Here is a 16,339-nt window from a genome sequence, read left to right as displayed (position 1 = left end):
TCATGCCTCCTCGGGGGCGCGGGACACGAGCTTGGTCCAGGCGGTCACGACGTGCTCGCCGGTCGCGTCGTGGACCTCGCCGCGGATGTCCAGGATGTCGTTGCCGGCGAGGGACTTCACGGCCTCGATGGTGCTGGTGACCGAGAGGCGGTCGCCGGCGCGCACCGGGCGGGTGTAGGCGAACTTCTGGTCGCCGTGGACCACGCGGCTGTAGTCCAGGCCCAGCTGCGGGTCCTCGATGACCTGGCCCGCGGCCTTGAAGGTGATCGCGAAGACGAAGGTCGGCGGTGCGACGACGTCGGGGTGGCCGAGGGCCTTGGCGGCCTCGGGATCGGTGTACGCCGGGTTGGCGTCGCCGATCGCCTCGGCGAACTCGCGGATCTTCTCGCGGCCGACCTCGTACGGCGCGGTGGGCGGATAGGTCCGGCCCACGAAGGACTGGTCGAGAGCCATGGCCTCGATACCTCCTGGAAGGGTGAGCAAGTGATGCCTGGAAAGTGCGTGGAACGTGCCGGGAACGTGCCGGGAAACGACACGAGGCCGTCCCCGGCTGGGGACGGCCTCGTATACGAGCCTGTGTTAGCGCGTCTCGCGGTGCGCCGTGTGCGAGTTGCAGCGCGGGCAGTGCTTCTTCATCTCAAGACGGTCCGGGTTGTTGCGCCGGTTCTTCTTGGTGATGTAGTTCCGCTCCTTGCACTCCACGCAGGCCAGCGTGATCTTCGGGCGGACGTCGGTGGCAGCCACGTGAGTGCTCCTTGACGGACGGATGGATGGATGAACGCATGAAAGAGTAGCCGATCGCAGGACCGACCCCACAATCGGCTACCGTGTGTAGCGGTGACCGGACTTGAACCGGTGACACAGCGATTATGAGCCGCTTGCTCTACCGACTGAGCTACACCGCTTTGATGATCTGGATCCCGCCCGAAGGCGGGTTCCTTCTCACCAGAGCCCCAATACGGAATCGAACCGTAGACCTTCTCCTTACCATGGAGACGCTCTGCCGACTGAGCTATTGGGGCGAGCGAGGAAGACATTACACGGTCCTCGGCCCAGGACCCAAATCCGTTTCCCGGGCCCCCTGCACAGGGGCTTCCCGGTCAGCCGCGGCAGCGCCCCGTACGCCACACGTGCAGTCATCAGTACGACTATTGCGCTCCTCCTCGAAGGCGGCTCCGACCGCCCCTAGGCTCGGGCCCACGCTGCGTGATCTTGATCTTGGCGAGCCATGTGCCCGGAGCCCAGAGGAGCCCGATTGTCAGCCGACAGCAAGCAGCCCCAGCCGCCGCCCGACGACCGGGCCGCGGCCACCGCGGCCGAGGCCACGTCGCTGCTGCTCTGCAACGCGCGGCTGACCGACGGCCGCAGCGTGGACGTGCGGCTCGGCGGCGGCCGGATCGAGGCCGTCGGCACCGCCGGCAGCCTCAGCGCCGTCGGGGCCCGCGTCGACCTGGCCGGCTATCTGCTGCTGCCCGCGCCCGCCGAGCCGCACGCGCACGCGGACACCGCGCTCACCGCCGACTCCCCCGGCCCCGTCGCCCACACCGCCGACGAGGTCCAGCGCCGCGCCACCGAGGCCGCGCTGCTCCAGCTCGGGCACGGGGCGACCGCGCTGCGCGCCCACGTACGGATCGGGGACGTGCACGGCCTCGGCCCGCTGGAGGCGGTCCTGCAGACCCGGCGGTCGCTGCGCGGCCTCGCCGACCTGGCGGCAGTGGCGGTGCCGCGACTGCTCACCGGGGTGGCCGGGGCGGACGGGCTCGCGATGCTGCGCGACGCGGTGAAGATGGGCGCGGCGGTGGTCGGCGGCCGCCCGGACCTGGATCCGGACCCGACCGGCTACGTGGAGGCGGCCTTGGAGGTGGCCGCCGAGCACGGCTGCCCGGTGGACCTGCACACCGACGGCGACGACCCGGCCCGGCTCGCGCGGCTCGCGGCGATGGCCGGGGGGCTGCGGCCCGGGGTGACGATCGGGCCCTGCGCGGGCCTGGCCCGGCTGCCCGCGGACGCGGCCCGGCGGGCGGCGGACCAGCTGGCGGCGGCCGGCGTGACGGTGGTCTGCCTGCCCCAGGGCGGCTGCGCGGCGACCGATGTGCGCGGCACGGCCCCCGTCCGGCTGCTGCGGGCCGCCGGGGTGCGGGTCGCGGCGGGCGGCGGGGCGCTGCGTGACGCGTCGAACCCGGTGGGGCGCGGCGACCCGCTGGAGCCGGCCTATCTGCTGGCCTCGCTGGGCGGGCTGCCGGAGGCGGAGGCGTACGGGGCGGTGAGCGCGGCGGCGCGGGCGGCGATGGGCCTTCCGGAGGTGCGGGTCGAGGCGGGCTTCCCGGCGGAGCTGCTCGCGGTGCGGGGCGAGCGGCTGTCGGGCGTGCTCTCGCTCGCGTACAGCCGGATCGTGGTGCACCGGGGGCGGGTGGTGGCGCGGACGAGCGCGGTGCGGGAGTACTGCGACTCGGCGGCGGCGCTCGACCTGCCCCGGCAGGTGCGGCCGGAGCGGCCGGAGAGGCCCGACTCGGGAGGCCCGGGCGGGCCGGGGGCCGTACGGTCGTGAGTATGCGCGTAGTCATCGCTGGAGGACACGGACAGATCGCCCTGCGTCTTGAGCGGCTGCTCGCCGCGGGCGGACACGAACCGGTGGGGATCATCCGCCGCCCCGAACAGGCGGCCGACCTGGTGGCGGCCGGCGCCGAACCGCTGGTCCTGGACCTGGAGTCGGCGTCCGTCGACGAGGTCGCGGGGGCCCTGCGGGGCGCCGACGCGGCCGTCTTCGCGGCCGGCGCGGGACCGGGCAGCGGCGTGGACCGCAAGGACTCCGTGGACCGCGCGGCGGCGGTCCTGTTCGCCGACGGGGCGGAGGCGGCGGGTGTGCGGCGCTTCCTCGTCGTCTCGTCGATGGGCGCCGACGCCGGGCACCAGGGGGACGAGGTCTTCGACGCCTATCTGCGGGCCAAGGGCGCCGCGGACGACGCCGTACGGGCACACGAGGGCCTCGACTGGACGATCCTGCGGCCGGGGATGCTCACGAACGACGCGGGCACCGGTCTGGTCCGCCTGGAGGCCCACACGGGCCGCGGGCCCGTCCCGCGCGACGACGTCGCCGCCGTCCTCGCCGAGCTCCTGGACACCCCGGCCACCGCCGGCCTGACCCTCGAACTCGTCTCGGGCACGGTGCCGGTGTCGGTGGCGGCGAAGGACATCGCGGGCAACTGAGCCCGGAACAACGGCCGGTGAGGGCGATCGCGGGGAACTGAGCCCGGTCCGGCTCCCTTTCGGTTCTTCTTCTTCCGGTTCCTCTTCGGTCGACCGTTCCCCACACCTCACCCCCATGCGTAACAATCAGCCGTCGCCGTAGCCGAGTTGGCGAGTCGTCAGCACGGGTTGCGCGCGAACGCGACGACGCATGGGGGATCACGTGACCTTCGGACCCATTCCGGTCCCGGCCCAGCTCAACCTGCCACCCAAGAGCCGGGGCCCGTTCCGGAGCCTGCGCCGCGTCTGGCGGTCACGGAAGGCACTGAAGGGCGTGACCCAGTGGATCGTGGACTGGGGGCTGCCGATGGCGGTCGCCCTGGTCGTGGTGTACGTCTCGGCGGCCCGGGCGACCAGCCCCAGCAAGGTGTACCGCGTGTTCACGCTGATCGACGCGCCGGAGCACAACCTGCTGTGGGCGGCGTCGCTGATCGGCTGGCTGCTCGTGCCGGCCATCATCGGTGGCTTCGCCGGTCATGTGATCGCCGAGCGGATCAGCCGGGTGAAGTCGATCTCGACCAGCACGCTCTTCCAGCAGCGCGGGCTGAAGCAGCGGCTGCGCCCGCCGGGCCTCATCGACGACCTGGCCACGTACTTCCACGGTTCCTACGCCCGCCAGGACTTCGTCGACAGCTGGGTGCGGGTCGCGCACCGCAACGACTGGGCGAAGGCCCAGGACCACTGGGAGGTGTACGTGAGGGACATGATGTCCACGCAGCAGTACGCCCATCTCGACCGGCACGAGTGCCTCCGCCAGGCCCAGAACTCCGGCAAGATGGGTCTTGTGTTCACCGCGCGCAGAGGGCTCTGCGTCGTCTGCGAAAGGAGGCGATGAGCGATGCGTTCCGAGGACGCCGTCGAGATCGTGCGGGCATCGCTCGCACTGGCCTTCCCGACCGCGAGCGCCGAGGGTCTGACCCGGGCCGCGGAGAGCGTGCTCCGCTGGGGCTCCGAGGACGTCGCCGAGCACCTGAACGGCCCGCTGACGACGCGCATGCTGGAGGACCTGCTGGACATCGCCGACGTCCCGCACGCCGACTACCAGCCCGCGGACGAGGAGTGGATCGAGCGCGCGTCCGAGCCGGCGCAGTACCGCATCTGGTCCCGCACGGACGTCCTGGCCCCGCTGCCGTTCTACCCGCGCCCCCTGGACGACCCGACGACCTCCTCCCGCTACCCGGACCGCGGCGAGGAACGCGGCGACGGCCCCGACGGCTTCGGCACCACCACCCCGCGCGGCTAGGTTCCGCGCCCGTGGCGCGCCCTGAGGGGCGCGTCACAGCCGGGGGACGGCATCCGGGAGACGGCATCCGGGGGACGGCATCCGGGGGACGGCATCCGGGGGACGGCATCCGGGGGACGGCATGCAGAACGGCCCCCGCTCTGCTTTCGCAGAACGGGGGCCGTTCTCATCGCGTGGCGGCGCCAGGATTCGAACCTGGGTAGGCTAAGCCGACGGATTTACAGTCCGCTCCCATTGGCCACTCGGGCACACCGCCATGGGATTCGCTGCCTCGGAGCCGCTTTTCGGCTGCGCTCCCTGGCAACGAGGAAAACAATACCCGATCCCCAGGGGTGCTTCGCCACCGGATTGATCACGGGTTGGCAGCGGTGCCAGTGGCTACGCTTTGTGCTGTACCCGAACGCATCCGAGCAAGGAGCCTCACCTCATGGCCGACTCCAGTTTCGACATCGTCTCCAAGGTCGAGCGGCAGGAGGTCGACAACGCCCTCAACCAGGCCGCCAAGGAGATCACCCAGCGCTACGACTTCAAGGGCACCAACGCCTCGATCTCCTGGTCGGGCGAGAAGATCCTGATGCAGGCGAGCGGCGAGGAGCGGGTCAAGGCCATCCTCGACATCTTCCAGTCCAAGCTGATCAAGCGGAGCATCTCGCTGAAGGTGCTGGACGTGGAGGGCGAGCCGCAGCTGTCCGGCAAGGAGTACAAGCTCTTCGCCTCCATCCAGGAGGGCATCTCCCAGGACAACGCGAAGAAGGTCGCCAAGGTCATCCGCGACGAGGGCCCGAAGGGCGTCAAGGCGCAGGTGCAGGGCGACGAGCTGCGCGTCAGCTCGAAGAGCCGCGACGACCTCCAGGAAGTGATCGCGCTGCTCAAGGGCAAGGACTTCGACTTCGCCCTGCAGTTCGTGAACTACCGGTAAGCCGGCAGGACCACGGAGCCCGGCGTCCGAAAACCGCCAGCCGCCTCCCCTGGCGGCCGCGCACACTGGATCGCATGACGAGCACTCTCTACACCCGAACCGACGGACCCCTCGGCGCGATGCTCCTGGTGGGGCGGGTCGCCGACGGGGGCCGGGTCGTGCTGCGGTCGCTGTCCCTGGAGGGGCAGAAGGGCGCGGCCGTCGTCGAGGACGGCTGGGTGCGCGCGGACGGGGCCTTCGAGGAGGCCGTGGAGCAGCTGGGGGCGTACTTCGCGGGGCGGCGGGACGGCTTCGACCTGCCGTGCGACGAGGAGTCCGGCACGGAGTTCCAGCGGCGCGTGTGGCGGGCGCTCGACGAGATCCCGTACGGGACGACCGTCTCGTACGGTGAGATCGCCTGCCGGATCGGCTCGCCGGGCGCCGGGGTACGGGCCGTGGGCACCGCGATCGGGCGGAATCCGCTGCTCGTGGTGCGGCCCTGCCACCGGGTGATCGGGGCCGACGGCAGCCTGCGCGGCTACGCGGCCGGCCTCGACCGCAAGGAGTGGCTGCTGGGGCTCGAAGGAGCCCTGGAGCGGCCGCTCCCGGACCGGCCTTCGCGCGCCTAGCGTTCGCGCGAGTTGCCGAACAGGAGCCGGTAGGCGATCAGCAGCACCAGCGAGCCGCCGATGGCCGAAAGCCAGGTCGCGCCGTCGTAGAAGTCGCGGGTGATCGGGCGGTCCAGGAAGTGGGCCGACAGCCAGCCGCCGACGAAGGCGCCGATGACGCCGATGACGGTGGTGCCGATCAGGCCGCCCGGGTCGCGGCCCGGCAGCAGGATCTTGGCGATGACTCCGGCGAGGAGTCCGAGAACGATCCATCCGATGATGCTCATGTCAGGAAGGACGCCCGGCGTTCCCGGGCGGTTGCCCCGGCGACTTCCGCACCCCCTAATGTGCGGTGCATGACACAGGAACTGCGCCGCACCCTCGGGGTGTTCGACGCCGTCGTGATCGGGCTCGGCTCGATGGTCGGTGCCGGGATCTTCGCGGCGCTCGGCCCCGCGGCCCGCTCGGCCGGCCCGGGGCTGCTGCCGGCCCTCGGGGTGGCCGCGGTGGTCGCGTACTGCAACGCGATGGCCTCGGCGCGGCTCGCCGCCCGCTATCCGGCCTCCGGCGGCACCTACGTCTACGGGCGGGAGCGGCTCGGGCCGTTCTGGGGGTACATGGCGGGCTGGGCGTTCGTCGTCGGCAAGACCGCCTCGTGCGCGGCGATGGCGCTGACCGTCGGGGCGTACCTGTGGCCCGCGCAGGCGCACGCGGTGGCGGTCGCCGCCGTCGTGGCGCTGACGGCCGTCAACTACGGCGGGATCCGGAAGTCGGCGTGGCTGACGCGGCTGATCGTGGCGTTCGTCCTCGCCGTCCTGGCCGCCGTCGTGGTGGCGGGCGCCGGGGCCGGGCGGGCCGAACGGCTCGCGCTGGCCGGTGAGATCCCGCCGGGCGGGGTGCTCCAGGCGGCCGGGCTGCTGTTCTTCGCCTTCGCCGGGTACGCGCGGATCGCGACGCTCGGCGAGGAGGTCCGCGACCCGGAGCGGACCATTCCGAGGGCGATCCCGATCGCCCTCGGCATCGCGCTCGTGGTCTACGCGGCCGTCGCCGTGACCGTCCTCGCCGTCCTCGGCCCGCACGGCCTGGCCGCCTCGCCCGCCCCGCTCGCGGACGCGGCACGGGCGGCGGACGCGGACTGGCTGGTTCCGGTGGTCACCGCGGGCGCGGCGGTCGCGGCCCTCGGCTCGCTGCTCTCGCTCATCCTCGGCGTGTCCCGGACGACCCTCGCGATGGCCCGGGACGGCTATCTGCCGGCCCCGCTGGCCGCCGTCCACCCGCGCTTCCAGGTGCCGCACGTGGCGGAGCTCGTGGTGGGCGCGGTGGTGGCGGTGGTGGCCGCGACGGCGGACGTGCGGGGCGCGATCGGCTTCTCGTCCTTCGGCGTGCTGGTCTACTACGGCATCGCGAACGCCTCCGCGTGGACGCTGAGCCGCCGGGACCGGCCGCTGGCGCTGCTCGGCCTCGCCGGCTGCGCGGCGCTCGCCTTCGCGCTGCCGCCGGCCGCCGTGCTCGCGGGCACGGGCGTGCTGGCGGTCGGCGTGGTGGCGTACGCGCTCAGCCGGGGCCGTCCGACCGCCCCGCCGCACCGCTGAGCCTCCGGCACCCGGCGCACCGCCGGCCACACGCCCTCCCGGGCCCCCGGGAGCCGGCCGCACCGCTGAGCCTCCCGCACCCGGCGCACCGCCGGCCACACGCCCTCGCGGGCCCCTGGCAGCCAACCACGCGCCCTCGCGCCCCTGAGCCAACTCTGGCTCAGGGGCGCGCAGGACACCCCCTAGTACGGCCGCGGGCCGCCGTACGCCGGGTGGGGTGCGTCCGTCGACACGATCTCCTTGCCCAGTGGCATCAGCGACAGCGGGATCATCTTGAAGTTCGCGATGCCGAGCGGGATGCCGATGATCGTGATGCACTGCGCGATGCCCGTGACGATGTGGCCGATGGCCAGCCACCAGCCGGCCAGGATCAGCCACAGCACGTTGCCCACGCAGGACGGCGCGCCCGCGTCGTGGCGGTCGACGACGGTGTGGCCGAAGGGCCACAGGGCGTAGCGGGCGATGCGGAAGGCGGCGATCCCGAAGGGGATGCCGATGATCGTGATGCAGAGCACGAGGCCGGCCAGCATGTAGCCGAGGGACAGCCACAGGCCGCTCAGGACCAGCCAGATGATGTTGAGGATCGTCTTCACGGGCGTCGACCTGCCATCTGTTCGAGCCGGGCGATGCGCTCGGCCATCGGCGGATGCGTGGAGAACATCTTCGAGAGGCCCTGTCCGGGACGGAAGGGGTTGGCGATCATCATGTGGCTCGCGGTCTCGATGCGCGGCTCGGGCGGCAGCGGCAGCTGCCGGGTGCCGGCCTCCAGCTTGCGCAGGGCGCTCGCGAGGGCCAGCGGGTCGCCGGTGAGCTGGGCGCCGGAGGCGTCCGCCTGGTACTCGCGGGAGCGGGAGACGGCCAGCTGGATGATCGAGGCGGCGATCGGGCCCAGGATCATGATCAGGAGCATGCCGAGGAAGCCGGGGCCCTCGTCGTCGTCGGACCGGCCGACCGGGATCAGCCAGGCGAAGTTGACCAGGAACATCACCACGGAGGCGAGCGCGCCTGCCACCGAGGAGATCAGGATGTCCCGGTTGTAGACGTGGCTCAGCTCGTGGCCGATGACACCGCGCAGCTCGCGCTCGTCGAGGATGGCGAGGATGCCCTCGGTGCAGCACACGGCCGCGTTCCGCGGGTTGCGGCCGGTCGCGAAGGCGTTGGGGGCCTGGGTGGGCGATATGTAGAGCCTCGGCATGGGCTGGCGGGCCTGGGTGGAGAGCTCGCGGACCATCCGGTAGAGCTCCGGCGCCTCGAACTCGCTCACGGGGCGGGCGCGCATGGCGCGCAGTGCCAGCTTGTCGCTGTTCCAGTACGCGTACGCGTTGGTGCCGAGCGCGACGACGACGGCGACGATCAGACCCGTACGTCCGAAGAAACTGCCGATGACGATGATGAGGGCCGAGAGCCCTCCGAGGAGTACGGCGGTCCTCAGCCCGTTGTGCCGGCGGTGCACGGTACGCCCTCCAAGTGGTGCGGCAGGGGAACCCTTGTCTCGCTTCGAATCTCGTTTCGAAGGTCCACCGTCCAGTGGACCCTTCCCACCAGGTCAACGCCAGGCGGGAAGCTCGGGTTCCCCGGGCCGCCCGGGGTGTCGCGTGAGCCGTACGGGTGACTAGCGCGCGGCGGGGACCTTGACCAGGGCCGCGGAGACCGGCTCGACCTCGCTGGTGCAGTGGGCGCAGCGGGAGGCGATGGCCGGGATCTCGGTGAAGCAGCGCGGGCAGTCGCGCTTCTCGGCCTTCGGGTCGGCGGCCTCCTCCTTGGCGAACTTCTCCTGGATCTTCGCCATGGGGACGACGATCAGGAAGTAGAGGACGGCGGCGGTGATCACGAACGCTATGGCGGCGGCGATCGCCAGACCGTACGGGAAGACGGTCTTGCCGATGGTGAAGCTGGCCTCGCTGAAGTCGCCGACGGAGCCGGTGGCCAGGCCGATGAGCGGAGTGATGAAGGCCTTGCTGAAGCCGGTCACGACGGCCGTGAAGGCCGAACCGACGGCCAGACCGATGGCCATCGAGATGACGTTCCCGCGAAGTATGAAGTCCTTGAAGCCCTTCAGCACGGTGGTTCCGCTCCTTGGTGTTCTCTGTGGTGGGGGGATGTGGGGGGGGTCAGAAGAGGCTGTTCGCCGCGAAGCGGAGGGCGAACTGCGGGTAGCCCGACAGCACGACGCCCGCGACGGCGGTCAGCGCGAGGGCCAGGGTGATCGGTGCGGGGGCCCGGACCGGCGTGACCCGGTGCTCGTCCTCCTGCCCGCGGAAGAGCAGCCCCGTCCACCGCAGGTAGTAGTAGAGGGCGATCACGACGTTGACGCCCATGATCACGGCGAGCCAGCCGAGGCCGGCGTCGACGGCCGCCGAGAAGACGGTCACCTTGGCGAAGAGGCCGATGATACCCGGGGGCAGTCCGGCCAGGTTGAGCAGGAAGAAGCCGAGCGCGAGGGCGGCGGCCGGGCTCGTCGCGTACAGGCCGCGGAAGTCGGCGATCCGGGCCTCGGGGTGGGTGCGGGCGACGAGGACGACGACGGCGAAGGCGCCGAGGTTCACGACGGCGTACATCAGGGCGTACGCGACGGTGGAGCCGATCTGGTCGTTACCGGAGTACGCGGCGGCGGCGATCGGCACCAGGAGGTAGCCGGCCTGGGCGACGGACGACCAGGCCAGCAGGCGTACGGCGCTGAAGGCGCGGGTGGCGCTCTGGCGCAGGGCCGCCACGTTGCCGACGGTCATGGTGAGCGCGGCGAGGGCGGCGAGCGCCGGGCCCCACACGTCCGCGTAGGTGGGGAAGGCGACGACGGTCACCAGGATGATCCCGGTGAAGCCGACGGCCTTGCCGACCACGGAGAGGTAGGCGGCGACGGGCAGCGGCGCGCCGACGTAGGTGTCGGGCACCCAGAAGTGGAAGGGGACGGCGGCCGTCTTGAAGGCGAAGCCGACGAGGGTGAGGACGACGCCGGTCTGGGCGAGGACCTGGAGCTGGCCGGGCACGTCGCCGAGGCGCTGGGCGATCTCGGTGAGGTGGAGGGTGCCGGTGGCGGCGTAGACGAAGCTGACGCCGAGCAGGGTCACGGCGGTGGCGGTGACCGAGGAGAGGAAGAACTTCAGCGCGGACTCGCTGGACCTGACGTCGCCGCGGCGCAGGCCGACGAGCGCGAAGGCGGGCAGCGAGGCAACTTCGAGGGCGACGACGAGGGTGGCCAGGTCGCGGGAGGCGGGCAGCAGGGCGGCGCCGGCGGCGGAGGAGAGCAGCAGGAACCAGTACTCGCCCGCGGGCAGCTTGTCGCGGGTGTCGGTGAGCGAGAGCAGCGCGGTGACGAGCGCGCCGCCGAGCACCAGGAACTGGATGACGAGGGTGAACTGGTCGGCGGTGTAGCTGCACGCCCGCAGCTGGGTGTCGGCGGTGAGGCAGAACGTCGAGCGGTCGGCGTCCCGCAGCGGCAGGAGCAGCGCGAGCGCGGCGACGAGGCCGGCGGTGGCGGTCCACCCCAGGAGCTGCTTGCGCGCGGCCGGTACGAAGAGGTCGGCGACGAGGACGGCGACGCCGACCAGCGCGGTGAGCGTGGGCGGCGCGATGGCGAGCCAGTCGACGGACTGGACGAGGCTGGGGACCGCGCCGGGAGCTGCGGCAATCGGGGTCACTTGGCGCCTCCGGCGATCAGCTGCTGTACGGCCGGGTCGGTGAGGCCGAGGAGGACCGCGGGCCACAGTCCGGCGAGGACGGTGAGGGCGACGAGCGGGGTCCAGGCGGCGATCTCGTACCCCTGGACGTCGGCGATCGCGGCCTCGCCGGCGGGGCGTGGGCCGCCCATGCAGACGCGGCGGACGACGACGAGGAGGTAGGCGGCGGTGAGCAGGGTGCCGAGGCCGCCGATCGCCATGTACGTGAGGAAGGCCGGCCGGCTGAGGCCGGCGGCCGGGTCGAACGCGCCGAACAGCGCCAGCATCTCGCCCCAGAACCCGGCGAGGCCGGGCAGGCCGAGGGAGGCGACGGCGGCGAAGGCGAGGAGCGCGCCGAGGCGGGGGGCGCGGCCGTAGAGGGCGGCGCCGGTGGCCCCGGCGAGGGTGTCGAGGTCGGCGGTGCCGTAGCGGTCCTTGACGGCGCCGACCAGGAAGAAGAGGAGGCCGGTGATGAGGCCGTGGGCGATGTTGGCGAAGAGCGCGCCGTTGACGCCGGTGGGCGTCATGGTGGCGATGCCGAGGAGCACGAAGCCCATGTGACCGACGGAGCTGTAGGCGATCAGCCGCTTGAGGTCGCCCTTGCTGCCGGGCCGGGCGAGCGCGAGGCAGGCGAGCGATCCGTAGATGATGCCGGCGACGGCGAAGGCGGCGAGGTACGGGGCGAAGGTGCGCATGCCGTCGGGGGCGATCGGCAGCAGGATCCGGACGAAGCCGTAGGTGCCCATCTTCAGCAGGACGCCGGCCAGCAGCACGGAGCCGACGGTCGGGGCGGCGGTGTGGGCGTCCGGGAGCCAGCTGTGCAGCGGCCACATCGGGGTCTTCACGGCGAGTCCGAGGCCGATCGCCAGAACGGCGATGACCTGCACCGACGTGGTCAGTCCGCGGCCGTTGTCAGAGGCGAGTGCCACCATGTCGAACGTGCCCGCCTTCAGGCCGATGAGGAGCAGGCCGAGCAGCATGACGACGGAACCGAGCAGCGTGTAGAGGACGAACTTCCAGGCGGCGGCCCGCCTGCCCTCGCCGCCCCAGCGGGCGATGAGGAAGTACATCGGGATGAGGACCGTCTCGAAGGCCAGGAAGAACAGGACGAGGTCGAGGACGGCGAAGGAGGCCAGGGTGCCGGCTTCCAGGACGAGGAGCAGCGCGACGAATGCCTTGGGTGACGGGCCCGCCGGCATCTTGAAGTAGCTGTAGAGCGCGCAGAGGAAGGTCAGGAGCGCGGTCAGGAGCAGGAGGGGGAGGGAGATGCCGTCGACACCGAGGTGGATCCGCACGTCGAGTGCCTTGATCCAGCTGATGTCGGTGGTGGCCTGCATCGTCGAGGGGTGGTCGTGGTCGAAGCCGAGGGCCAGGACGATCGTGGCGAGCAGGATCACGCCGGTGACGAGCACGCCGTGCCGGAGCACGGCCTGCTCGGGTGACTTCCCCTTCAGCCCGGGCGGGGCGGGCAGGAGTGCGGCGGCGGCGCCGACGAGCGGGCCGCCGATGATCAACGCGAGAAGGAACTGCATCACGGATTCGCTGATATCGATCACGGCTCACGCTCCGGCGGCGACGTTGGCGAGGACGACGGCGACGATCGCCAGGACGACGGAGCCGGCGAGCAGGGCGCTCAGGTAGGTCTGCACGTTGCCGGTCTGGGCGCTGCGGACGAGCCGGCCGAGGCCCTTGGCGGTGCTGCCCGCGCCGTTCACGTACGTGTCGACGACCTCGCGGTCCAGGAAGCGGACCAGGGAGGCGGCGGCGAGCACGGGGCGGACGAACAGGGTCCGGTAGACGGCGTCCAGGTGGAAGCCGGCGGCCGCGTGCCGGTGCAGCGGGCCGAGCAGGACGCGGCCGGGGTCGGCCGGGTCCACCGCGGGGTGCGGCAGGTCCAGGGCCTCCGCCTCGACCTGGCCGGCCTCGGCGTCGGGGTGGGCGACGTGCGGGGCGGCGAGGACCCCGGCAGCGGGGGCGGGCGCGGTGCCCGCGGGGACCGCGGGGGGCGGCGTGGTGCGGGCGACGAGGGTGCGCCGGACCGCGTAGGTGATCGCCGCGCCGACGACGGCGAGGCCGGTGCCGAGGACGGCCGTGGTGAGCGTCGGGGTCAGCGGACTGCCGTCGAACCAGTCGTCGAGGTATCCGGCGGTCAGGCCGAAGCCGAGGGAGGGGACCGCGAGCACCCACAGGACGGTCGTCATGGCGATCGGCTGCCTGCCGTGGTCCGGGGCCTCGGCGCCGCGGCCGCGGAAGGCGAGCAGCCACAGCCGCATCGCGTACGCGGCGGTGAGCAGCGCCGTGAGCAGTCCGGCGACGAGCACGATCCAGCCGGCCCCGGCGGGGGCGGCGGTCGTCTCTCCGGTCGCGGCGTGCTCGGCGGCGACGAGCACGGCCTCCTTGGAGAAGAAGCCGGCGAAGGGCGGGATCGCGGCGAGCGCGAGCAGGCCGACGGTCATCGTCCAGTAGGCGTCCGGGACGCGCTTCGCGAGGCCGCTCATCCGGGACATGGCGGTGAGCGAGTTGGTGCCGGCGGCGTGGATGACCGCTCCGGCGGCGAGGAACAGCAGCGCCTTGAAGGCGCCGTGCGACAGGAGGTGGAAGACGGCGGCGCCGCGGTTGCCGACGGCGAGGGCGCCGGACATGTAGCCGAGCTGGCCGATCGTCGAGTAGGCGAGGACCCGCTTGATGTCGTCCTGGGCGAGCGCGGCGAGCGCCGAGCCGACCATGGTGACGGCGGCCATCACGGCGAGCACGGTCAGCGCGGCCGCGGAGGCGGTGAAGACCGGCAGCAGCCGGGCGACGAAGTAGATGCCGGCGGCGACCATCGTCGCCGCGTGGATGAGCGCGGAGACCGGGGTGGGGCCGGCCATGGCGTCCGGGAGCCAGGTGTGCAGCGGGAACTGCGCGGACTTGCCGGCCACGCCCGCGAGGAGCAGCAGCGCCACGAGGGTGGGGTGGTCGAGTCCGCCGGCGGCGACGGCGCCGAGCACGCCGGTGATCCGGAAGGTGCCCGCGTCGGCGGCCAGCGCGAACAGGCCGATCAGGAAGGGCACGTCACCGAGCTTGGTGACGAGGAACGCCTTGAGGGAGGCCGAGCGGGCCTCGGGCGTCTCCCAGTAGTGCCCGACGAGGAAGTACGAGCAGATGCCCATGATCTCCCAGCCGACCAGGAGCACCATCAGGTCGCCGGAGTAGACGACGAGCAGCATCGCGGAGGTGAAGAGGGAGACGAGCGCGGCGTACGAGGAGTAGCGCGGGTCGTGGCGGAGATAGCCGGTCGAGTAGACCTGCACGCAGGTGGCGACCACGCCGACGAGGACGGCGACGAGGGCGGCGAAGCCGTCGATGTGCAGGGCCAGGTCGATCGGGACCGAGCCGGTCGGGGTGAGCTGGGTGGCGGCGTCGATCGCCTTCCCGCCGCCCTGCCGGGCGGCGACGACGGCGGCGAGCACGGCGGCGGCGAGCACCGGCAGCACGGCCAGTGGGCGGGCGAGGCCGGGCACGGCGCGGCCGAGGAGCAGGCCGGCGGCGGAGCCGAGGAAGGGCAGCAGGGGGACGAGGACGGCCAGGGTCGTGGTGGTCACGCGGTGGCCTCGGCCTTCTCGTCGGCGGACGGCGTTTCCCTGGTGTCGCGCAGGCGGTCGACGTCCGAGGTGCCGCGGTTGCGGTAGACCATCAGGACGATCGCGAGACCGATGCCGATCTCCGCGGCGGCGATGGCGATGGTGAAGAGGGTGAGGGCCTGGCCCGCGTGCAGGGTGTCGCGGAGCCAGACGTCGAAGGCGACCAGGTTGAGGTTGACGGCGTTGAGCATCAGCTCGACGGACATCAGGACCAGGATCGCGTTGCGGCGGGCGAGGACGCCGTACAGGCCGACGGAGAAGAGGAGGACGGCGAGGACGGCCGGGTAGGCGAGGTGCATCAGTCCGTGTCCTCCGGGGCCTTCTTGCGGGACAGCACGATGGCGCCGACGAGGGCGGCGAGCAGCAGCACCGACAGCGCCTCGAAGGGCAGCACCCAGTGCCGGAAGAGGAACTCGCCGGTCACCTTGGTGGAGCCCTGCGCGGGCCCGTCGAGGTCGATCCAGGTGGTGCGGAAGGCGTCCACGACCACCCAGACCAGGGCCGCCGCGGCGGCGAGCGCCACGGCGAGGGCGACCGGCCGGTTGCCCGAGTCGGAGTCCGGGGAGCGGCCGATGGGTGCCCGGGTGAGCATGAGGCCGAAGAGGAGCAGGACGACGACGGAGCCGACGTAGATCAGCACCTGGACCCAGGCGATGAACTCGGCGGTCAGCAGCAGGTACTCGACGGCGACGCCGCCGAGTGCCACGACCAGCCACAGGGCGGCGTGCACGAGCTGCTTGGTGGTGACGCTGACGAGGGCGGCGCCGAGGGTGGCGAGGCCGACGAGGACGAAGACGATCTCGACGCCGCCGGGCGAGAGGAAGCCGTGCGGGGCCGGGGCGGGGAGCGTCGTCCGGGCGGCGAGGGCCGTGAGGGCCTGGGCGGCGGGGATCACTGCTGCTCCCCCTCCGCCTCGGCGGCCGCCTGCGCGGCGGCGGCCTTCTCCGCGGCCTTGCGCGCCGCGCCGAACTCCTTCGGCTCCTCCGCGCGCGGGTCGAGCGCGGGCGGCTCGGGCACGGTCCACATCCACTCGCGCAGCTTGTCGCGCTCGTGCGTCAGCTCGTGGATGTCGGTCTCCGCGTACTCGAACTCGGGCGACCAGAACAGCGCGTCGAAGGGGCACACCTCGATGCAGATGCCGCAGTACATGCAGAGCGAGAAGTCGATGGCGAAGCGGTCGAGGACGTTGCGGCTGCGCTCGCGGCCGCCGGGGACGGCGGCCGGGACCGTCTCCTTGTGGGAGTCGATGTAGATGCACCAGTCGGGGCACTCGCGGGCGCACAGCATGCACACGGTGCAGTTCTCCTCGAACAGCCCGATGACCCCGCGGGTGCGGGGCGGCAGCTCGGGCTGCGCGTCCGGGTACTGCGCGGTGACGTTCTTGCGCATCATCGTGCGCAGGGTGACGGCGAGCCCCTTGGCGAGGCCGGAACCGGGGAAGCCGGGCCGGGAGGGGGGGAGCTGAGGTGCCAT

19 protein-coding genes and 3 tRNA genes are annotated in these 16,339 nt (G+C 72.3%); 7 read left to right on the top strand and 15 right to left on the bottom strand.

Annotated features, from left to right (window positions below):
• The 4 genes from ACFYU9_RS12600 to ACFYU9_RS12585 all read right to left on the bottom strand — a co-directional run bounded on the left by ACFYU9_RS12600 (position 1) and on the right by ACFYU9_RS12585 (position 1,022).
• Positions 1-453, bottom strand: a complete 453-nt coding sequence (locus tag ACFYU9_RS12600; RefSeq protein WP_389204838.1) for a MaoC family dehydratase N-terminal domain-containing protein — start codon at positions 451-453, stop codon at positions 1-3.
• Between the two features lie 126 nt (positions 454-579).
• Entirely contained in the window at positions 580-744 is a 165-nt protein-coding gene (gene rpmG / locus ACFYU9_RS12595) for a 50S ribosomal protein L33 (RefSeq protein ID WP_003956487.1), read from the bottom strand.
• A gap of 88 nt (positions 745-832) precedes the next feature.
• A tRNA-Met gene (locus ACFYU9_RS12590) sits at positions 833-905 on the bottom strand.
• A 44-nt stretch (positions 906-949) separates the two neighbouring features.
• A tRNA-Thr gene (locus ACFYU9_RS12585) sits at positions 950-1,022 on the bottom strand.
• Between the two features lie 233 nt (positions 1,023-1,255).
• On the opposite strand from ACFYU9_RS12585, the gene ACFYU9_RS12580 reads away from it, so the two are divergent.
• The 4 genes from ACFYU9_RS12580 to ACFYU9_RS12565 all read left to right on the top strand — a co-directional run bounded on the left by ACFYU9_RS12580 (position 1,256) and on the right by ACFYU9_RS12565 (position 4,489).
• The gene (locus ACFYU9_RS12580; protein ID WP_389204839.1) at positions 1,256-2,548 is read left to right on the top strand and encodes an amidohydrolase family protein; all 1,293 of its coding nucleotides are present in this window, start codon (positions 1,256-1,258) and stop codon (positions 2,546-2,548) included.
• Between the two features lie 2 nt (positions 2,549-2,550).
• Entirely contained in the window at positions 2,551-3,207 is a 657-nt protein-coding gene (locus ACFYU9_RS12575; RefSeq protein ID WP_389344519.1) for an SDR family oxidoreductase, read from the top strand.
• Between the two features lie 202 nt (positions 3,208-3,409).
• The gene (locus ACFYU9_RS12570; RefSeq protein ID WP_389204841.1) at positions 3,410-4,081 is read left to right on the top strand and encodes a DUF6313 family protein; all 672 of its coding nucleotides are present in this window, start codon (positions 3,410-3,412) and stop codon (positions 4,079-4,081) included.
• 3 nt (positions 4,082-4,084) lie between these two features.
• The gene (locus ACFYU9_RS12565; protein ID WP_389204842.1) at positions 4,085-4,489 is read left to right on the top strand and encodes a hypothetical protein; all 405 of its coding nucleotides are present in this window, start codon (positions 4,085-4,087) and stop codon (positions 4,487-4,489) included.
• A gap of 174 nt (positions 4,490-4,663) precedes the next feature.
• Here the strand turns inward: ACFYU9_RS12565 and ACFYU9_RS12560 are convergent.
• Positions 4,664-4,745: transfer RNA gene (locus tag ACFYU9_RS12560), tRNA-Tyr, on the bottom strand.
• Between the two features lie 171 nt (positions 4,746-4,916).
• Between ACFYU9_RS12560 and ACFYU9_RS12555 the strand changes: the two genes are divergently transcribed.
• Together ACFYU9_RS12555 and ACFYU9_RS12550 are read left to right on the top strand one after the other, a co-directional pair.
• Complete coding sequence (locus ACFYU9_RS12555; protein WP_389204843.1) at positions 4,917-5,408, top strand: YajQ family cyclic di-GMP-binding protein; 492 nt, start codon at positions 4,917-4,919, stop codon at positions 5,406-5,408.
• A 74-nt stretch (positions 5,409-5,482) separates the two neighbouring features.
• On the top strand, positions 5,483-6,016 hold the full coding sequence (locus ACFYU9_RS12550; RefSeq protein WP_389344517.1) for a methylated-DNA--[protein]-cysteine S-methyltransferase: 534 nt from the start codon (positions 5,483-5,485) through the stop codon (positions 6,014-6,016).
• On the opposite strand, the gene ACFYU9_RS12545 is transcribed toward ACFYU9_RS12550, so the two are convergent.
• A complete protein-coding gene (locus ACFYU9_RS12545; protein WP_389204845.1) occupies positions 6,013-6,282 on the bottom strand; it encodes a GlsB/YeaQ/YmgE family stress response membrane protein in 270 nt (89 codons plus the stop codon). The genes ACFYU9_RS12550 and ACFYU9_RS12545 overlap by 4 nt on opposite strands.
• 69 nt (positions 6,283-6,351) lie before the next feature.
• Between ACFYU9_RS12545 and ACFYU9_RS12540 the strand changes: the two genes are divergently transcribed.
• Positions 6,352-7,587: an APC family permease gene (locus ACFYU9_RS12540; RefSeq protein WP_389204846.1), complete on the top strand. Its 1,236-nt coding sequence runs from the start codon at positions 6,352-6,354 to the stop codon at positions 7,585-7,587.
• Between the two features lie 182 nt (positions 7,588-7,769).
• On the opposite strand, the gene ACFYU9_RS12535 is transcribed toward ACFYU9_RS12540, so the two are convergent.
• From ACFYU9_RS12535 to ACFYU9_RS12495, 9 genes are all read right to left on the bottom strand, one after another.
• Positions 7,770-8,180, bottom strand: a complete 411-nt coding sequence (locus ACFYU9_RS12535) for a YccF domain-containing protein (protein WP_389204847.1) — start codon at positions 8,178-8,180, stop codon at positions 7,770-7,772.
• Complete coding sequence (gene htpX, locus ACFYU9_RS12530; RefSeq protein ID WP_389344516.1) at positions 8,177-9,040, bottom strand: zinc metalloprotease HtpX; 864 nt, start codon at positions 9,038-9,040, stop codon at positions 8,177-8,179. The genes ACFYU9_RS12535 and htpX overlap by 4 nt, the downstream gene beginning before the upstream one ends.
• Before the next feature lie 159 nt (positions 9,041-9,199).
• Entirely contained in the window at positions 9,200-9,649 is a 450-nt protein-coding gene (gene mscL / locus ACFYU9_RS12525) for a large conductance mechanosensitive channel protein MscL (RefSeq protein WP_389204849.1), read from the bottom strand.
• 49 nt (positions 9,650-9,698) lie between these two features.
• Positions 9,699-11,225 carry an NADH-quinone oxidoreductase subunit N gene (locus tag ACFYU9_RS12520; RefSeq protein ID WP_389204850.1) on the bottom strand — a complete coding sequence of 509 codons (1,527 nt, stop codon included), beginning with the start codon at positions 11,223-11,225 and terminating at the stop codon, positions 9,699-9,701.
• A complete protein-coding gene (locus ACFYU9_RS12515; protein WP_389344758.1) occupies positions 11,222-12,775 on the bottom strand; it encodes a NuoM family protein in 1,554 nt (517 codons plus the stop codon). The genes ACFYU9_RS12520 and ACFYU9_RS12515 overlap by 4 nt, the downstream gene beginning before the upstream one ends.
• Positions 12,776-12,802: 27 nt before the next feature.
• Positions 12,803-14,827 carry an NADH-quinone oxidoreductase subunit L gene (locus tag ACFYU9_RS12510; RefSeq protein WP_389344514.1) on the bottom strand — a complete coding sequence of 675 codons (2,025 nt, stop codon included), beginning with the start codon at positions 14,825-14,827 and terminating at the stop codon, positions 12,803-12,805.
• Entirely contained in the window at positions 14,824-15,165 is a 342-nt protein-coding gene (gene nuoK / locus ACFYU9_RS12505; protein WP_389204852.1) for an NADH-quinone oxidoreductase subunit NuoK, read from the bottom strand. Before nuoK ends, ACFYU9_RS12510 begins: the two co-directional genes overlap by 4 nt.
• Positions 15,165-15,758, bottom strand: coding sequence for an NADH-quinone oxidoreductase subunit J (locus ACFYU9_RS12500; RefSeq protein WP_389344756.1), 594 nt, complete (start codon positions 15,756-15,758; stop codon positions 15,165-15,167). The genes nuoK and ACFYU9_RS12500 overlap by 1 nt, the downstream gene beginning before the upstream one ends.
• Positions 15,758-16,339 carry a NuoI/complex I 23 kDa subunit family protein gene (locus ACFYU9_RS12495; RefSeq protein WP_389204853.1) on the bottom strand — a complete coding sequence of 194 codons (582 nt, stop codon included), beginning with the start codon at positions 16,337-16,339 and terminating at the stop codon, positions 15,758-15,760. The genes ACFYU9_RS12500 and ACFYU9_RS12495 overlap by 1 nt, the downstream gene beginning before the upstream one ends.

Origin of the sequence: Streptomyces sp. NPDC004327 (assembly GCF_042873935.1) — a bacterium.
Lineage (GTDB): Bacteria > Actinomycetota > Actinomycetes > Streptomycetales > Streptomycetaceae > Streptomyces.
The sequence above is the reverse complement of the archived record's forward strand: the minus strand, read 5'-3'. Positions and strand labels throughout refer to the sequence as shown.

What these genes read in the sequence shown, in the direction of transcription:
- ACFYU9_RS12600 (WP_389204838.1), bottom strand. Translation starts at nt 453, where the DNA reads ATGGCTCTCGACCAGTCCTTCGTGGGCCGGACCTATCCGCCCACCGCG.
- ACFYU9_RS12575 (WP_389344519.1), top strand. Translation starts at nt 2,551, where the DNA reads ATGCGCGTAGTCATCGCTGGAGGACACGGACAGATCGCCCTGCGTCTT.
- ACFYU9_RS12565 (WP_389204842.1), top strand. Translation starts at nt 4,085, where the DNA reads ATGCGTTCCGAGGACGCCGTCGAGATCGTGCGGGCATCGCTCGCACTG.
- ACFYU9_RS12555 (WP_389204843.1), top strand. Translation starts at nt 4,917, where the DNA reads ATGGCCGACTCCAGTTTCGACATCGTCTCCAAGGTCGAGCGGCAGGAG.
- ACFYU9_RS12550 (WP_389344517.1), top strand. Translation starts at nt 5,483, where the DNA reads ATGACGAGCACTCTCTACACCCGAACCGACGGACCCCTCGGCGCGATG.
- ACFYU9_RS12545 (WP_389204845.1), bottom strand. Translation starts at nt 6,282, where the DNA reads ATGAGCATCATCGGATGGATCGTTCTCGGACTCCTCGCCGGAGTCATC.
- ACFYU9_RS12540 (WP_389204846.1), top strand. Translation starts at nt 6,352, where the DNA reads ATGACACAGGAACTGCGCCGCACCCTCGGGGTGTTCGACGCCGTCGTG.
- ACFYU9_RS12515 (WP_389344758.1), bottom strand. Translation starts at nt 12,775, where the DNA reads ATGCAGTTCCTTCTCGCGTTGATCATCGGCGGCCCGCTCGTCGGCGCC.
- nuoK (WP_389204852.1), bottom strand. Translation starts at nt 15,165, where the DNA reads ATGCACCTCGCCTACCCGGCCGTCCTCGCCGTCCTCCTCTTCTCCGTC.
- ACFYU9_RS12495 (WP_389204853.1), bottom strand. Translation starts at nt 16,339, where the DNA reads ATGGCACCTCAGCTCCCCCCCTCCCGGCCCGGCTTCCCCGGTTCCGGC.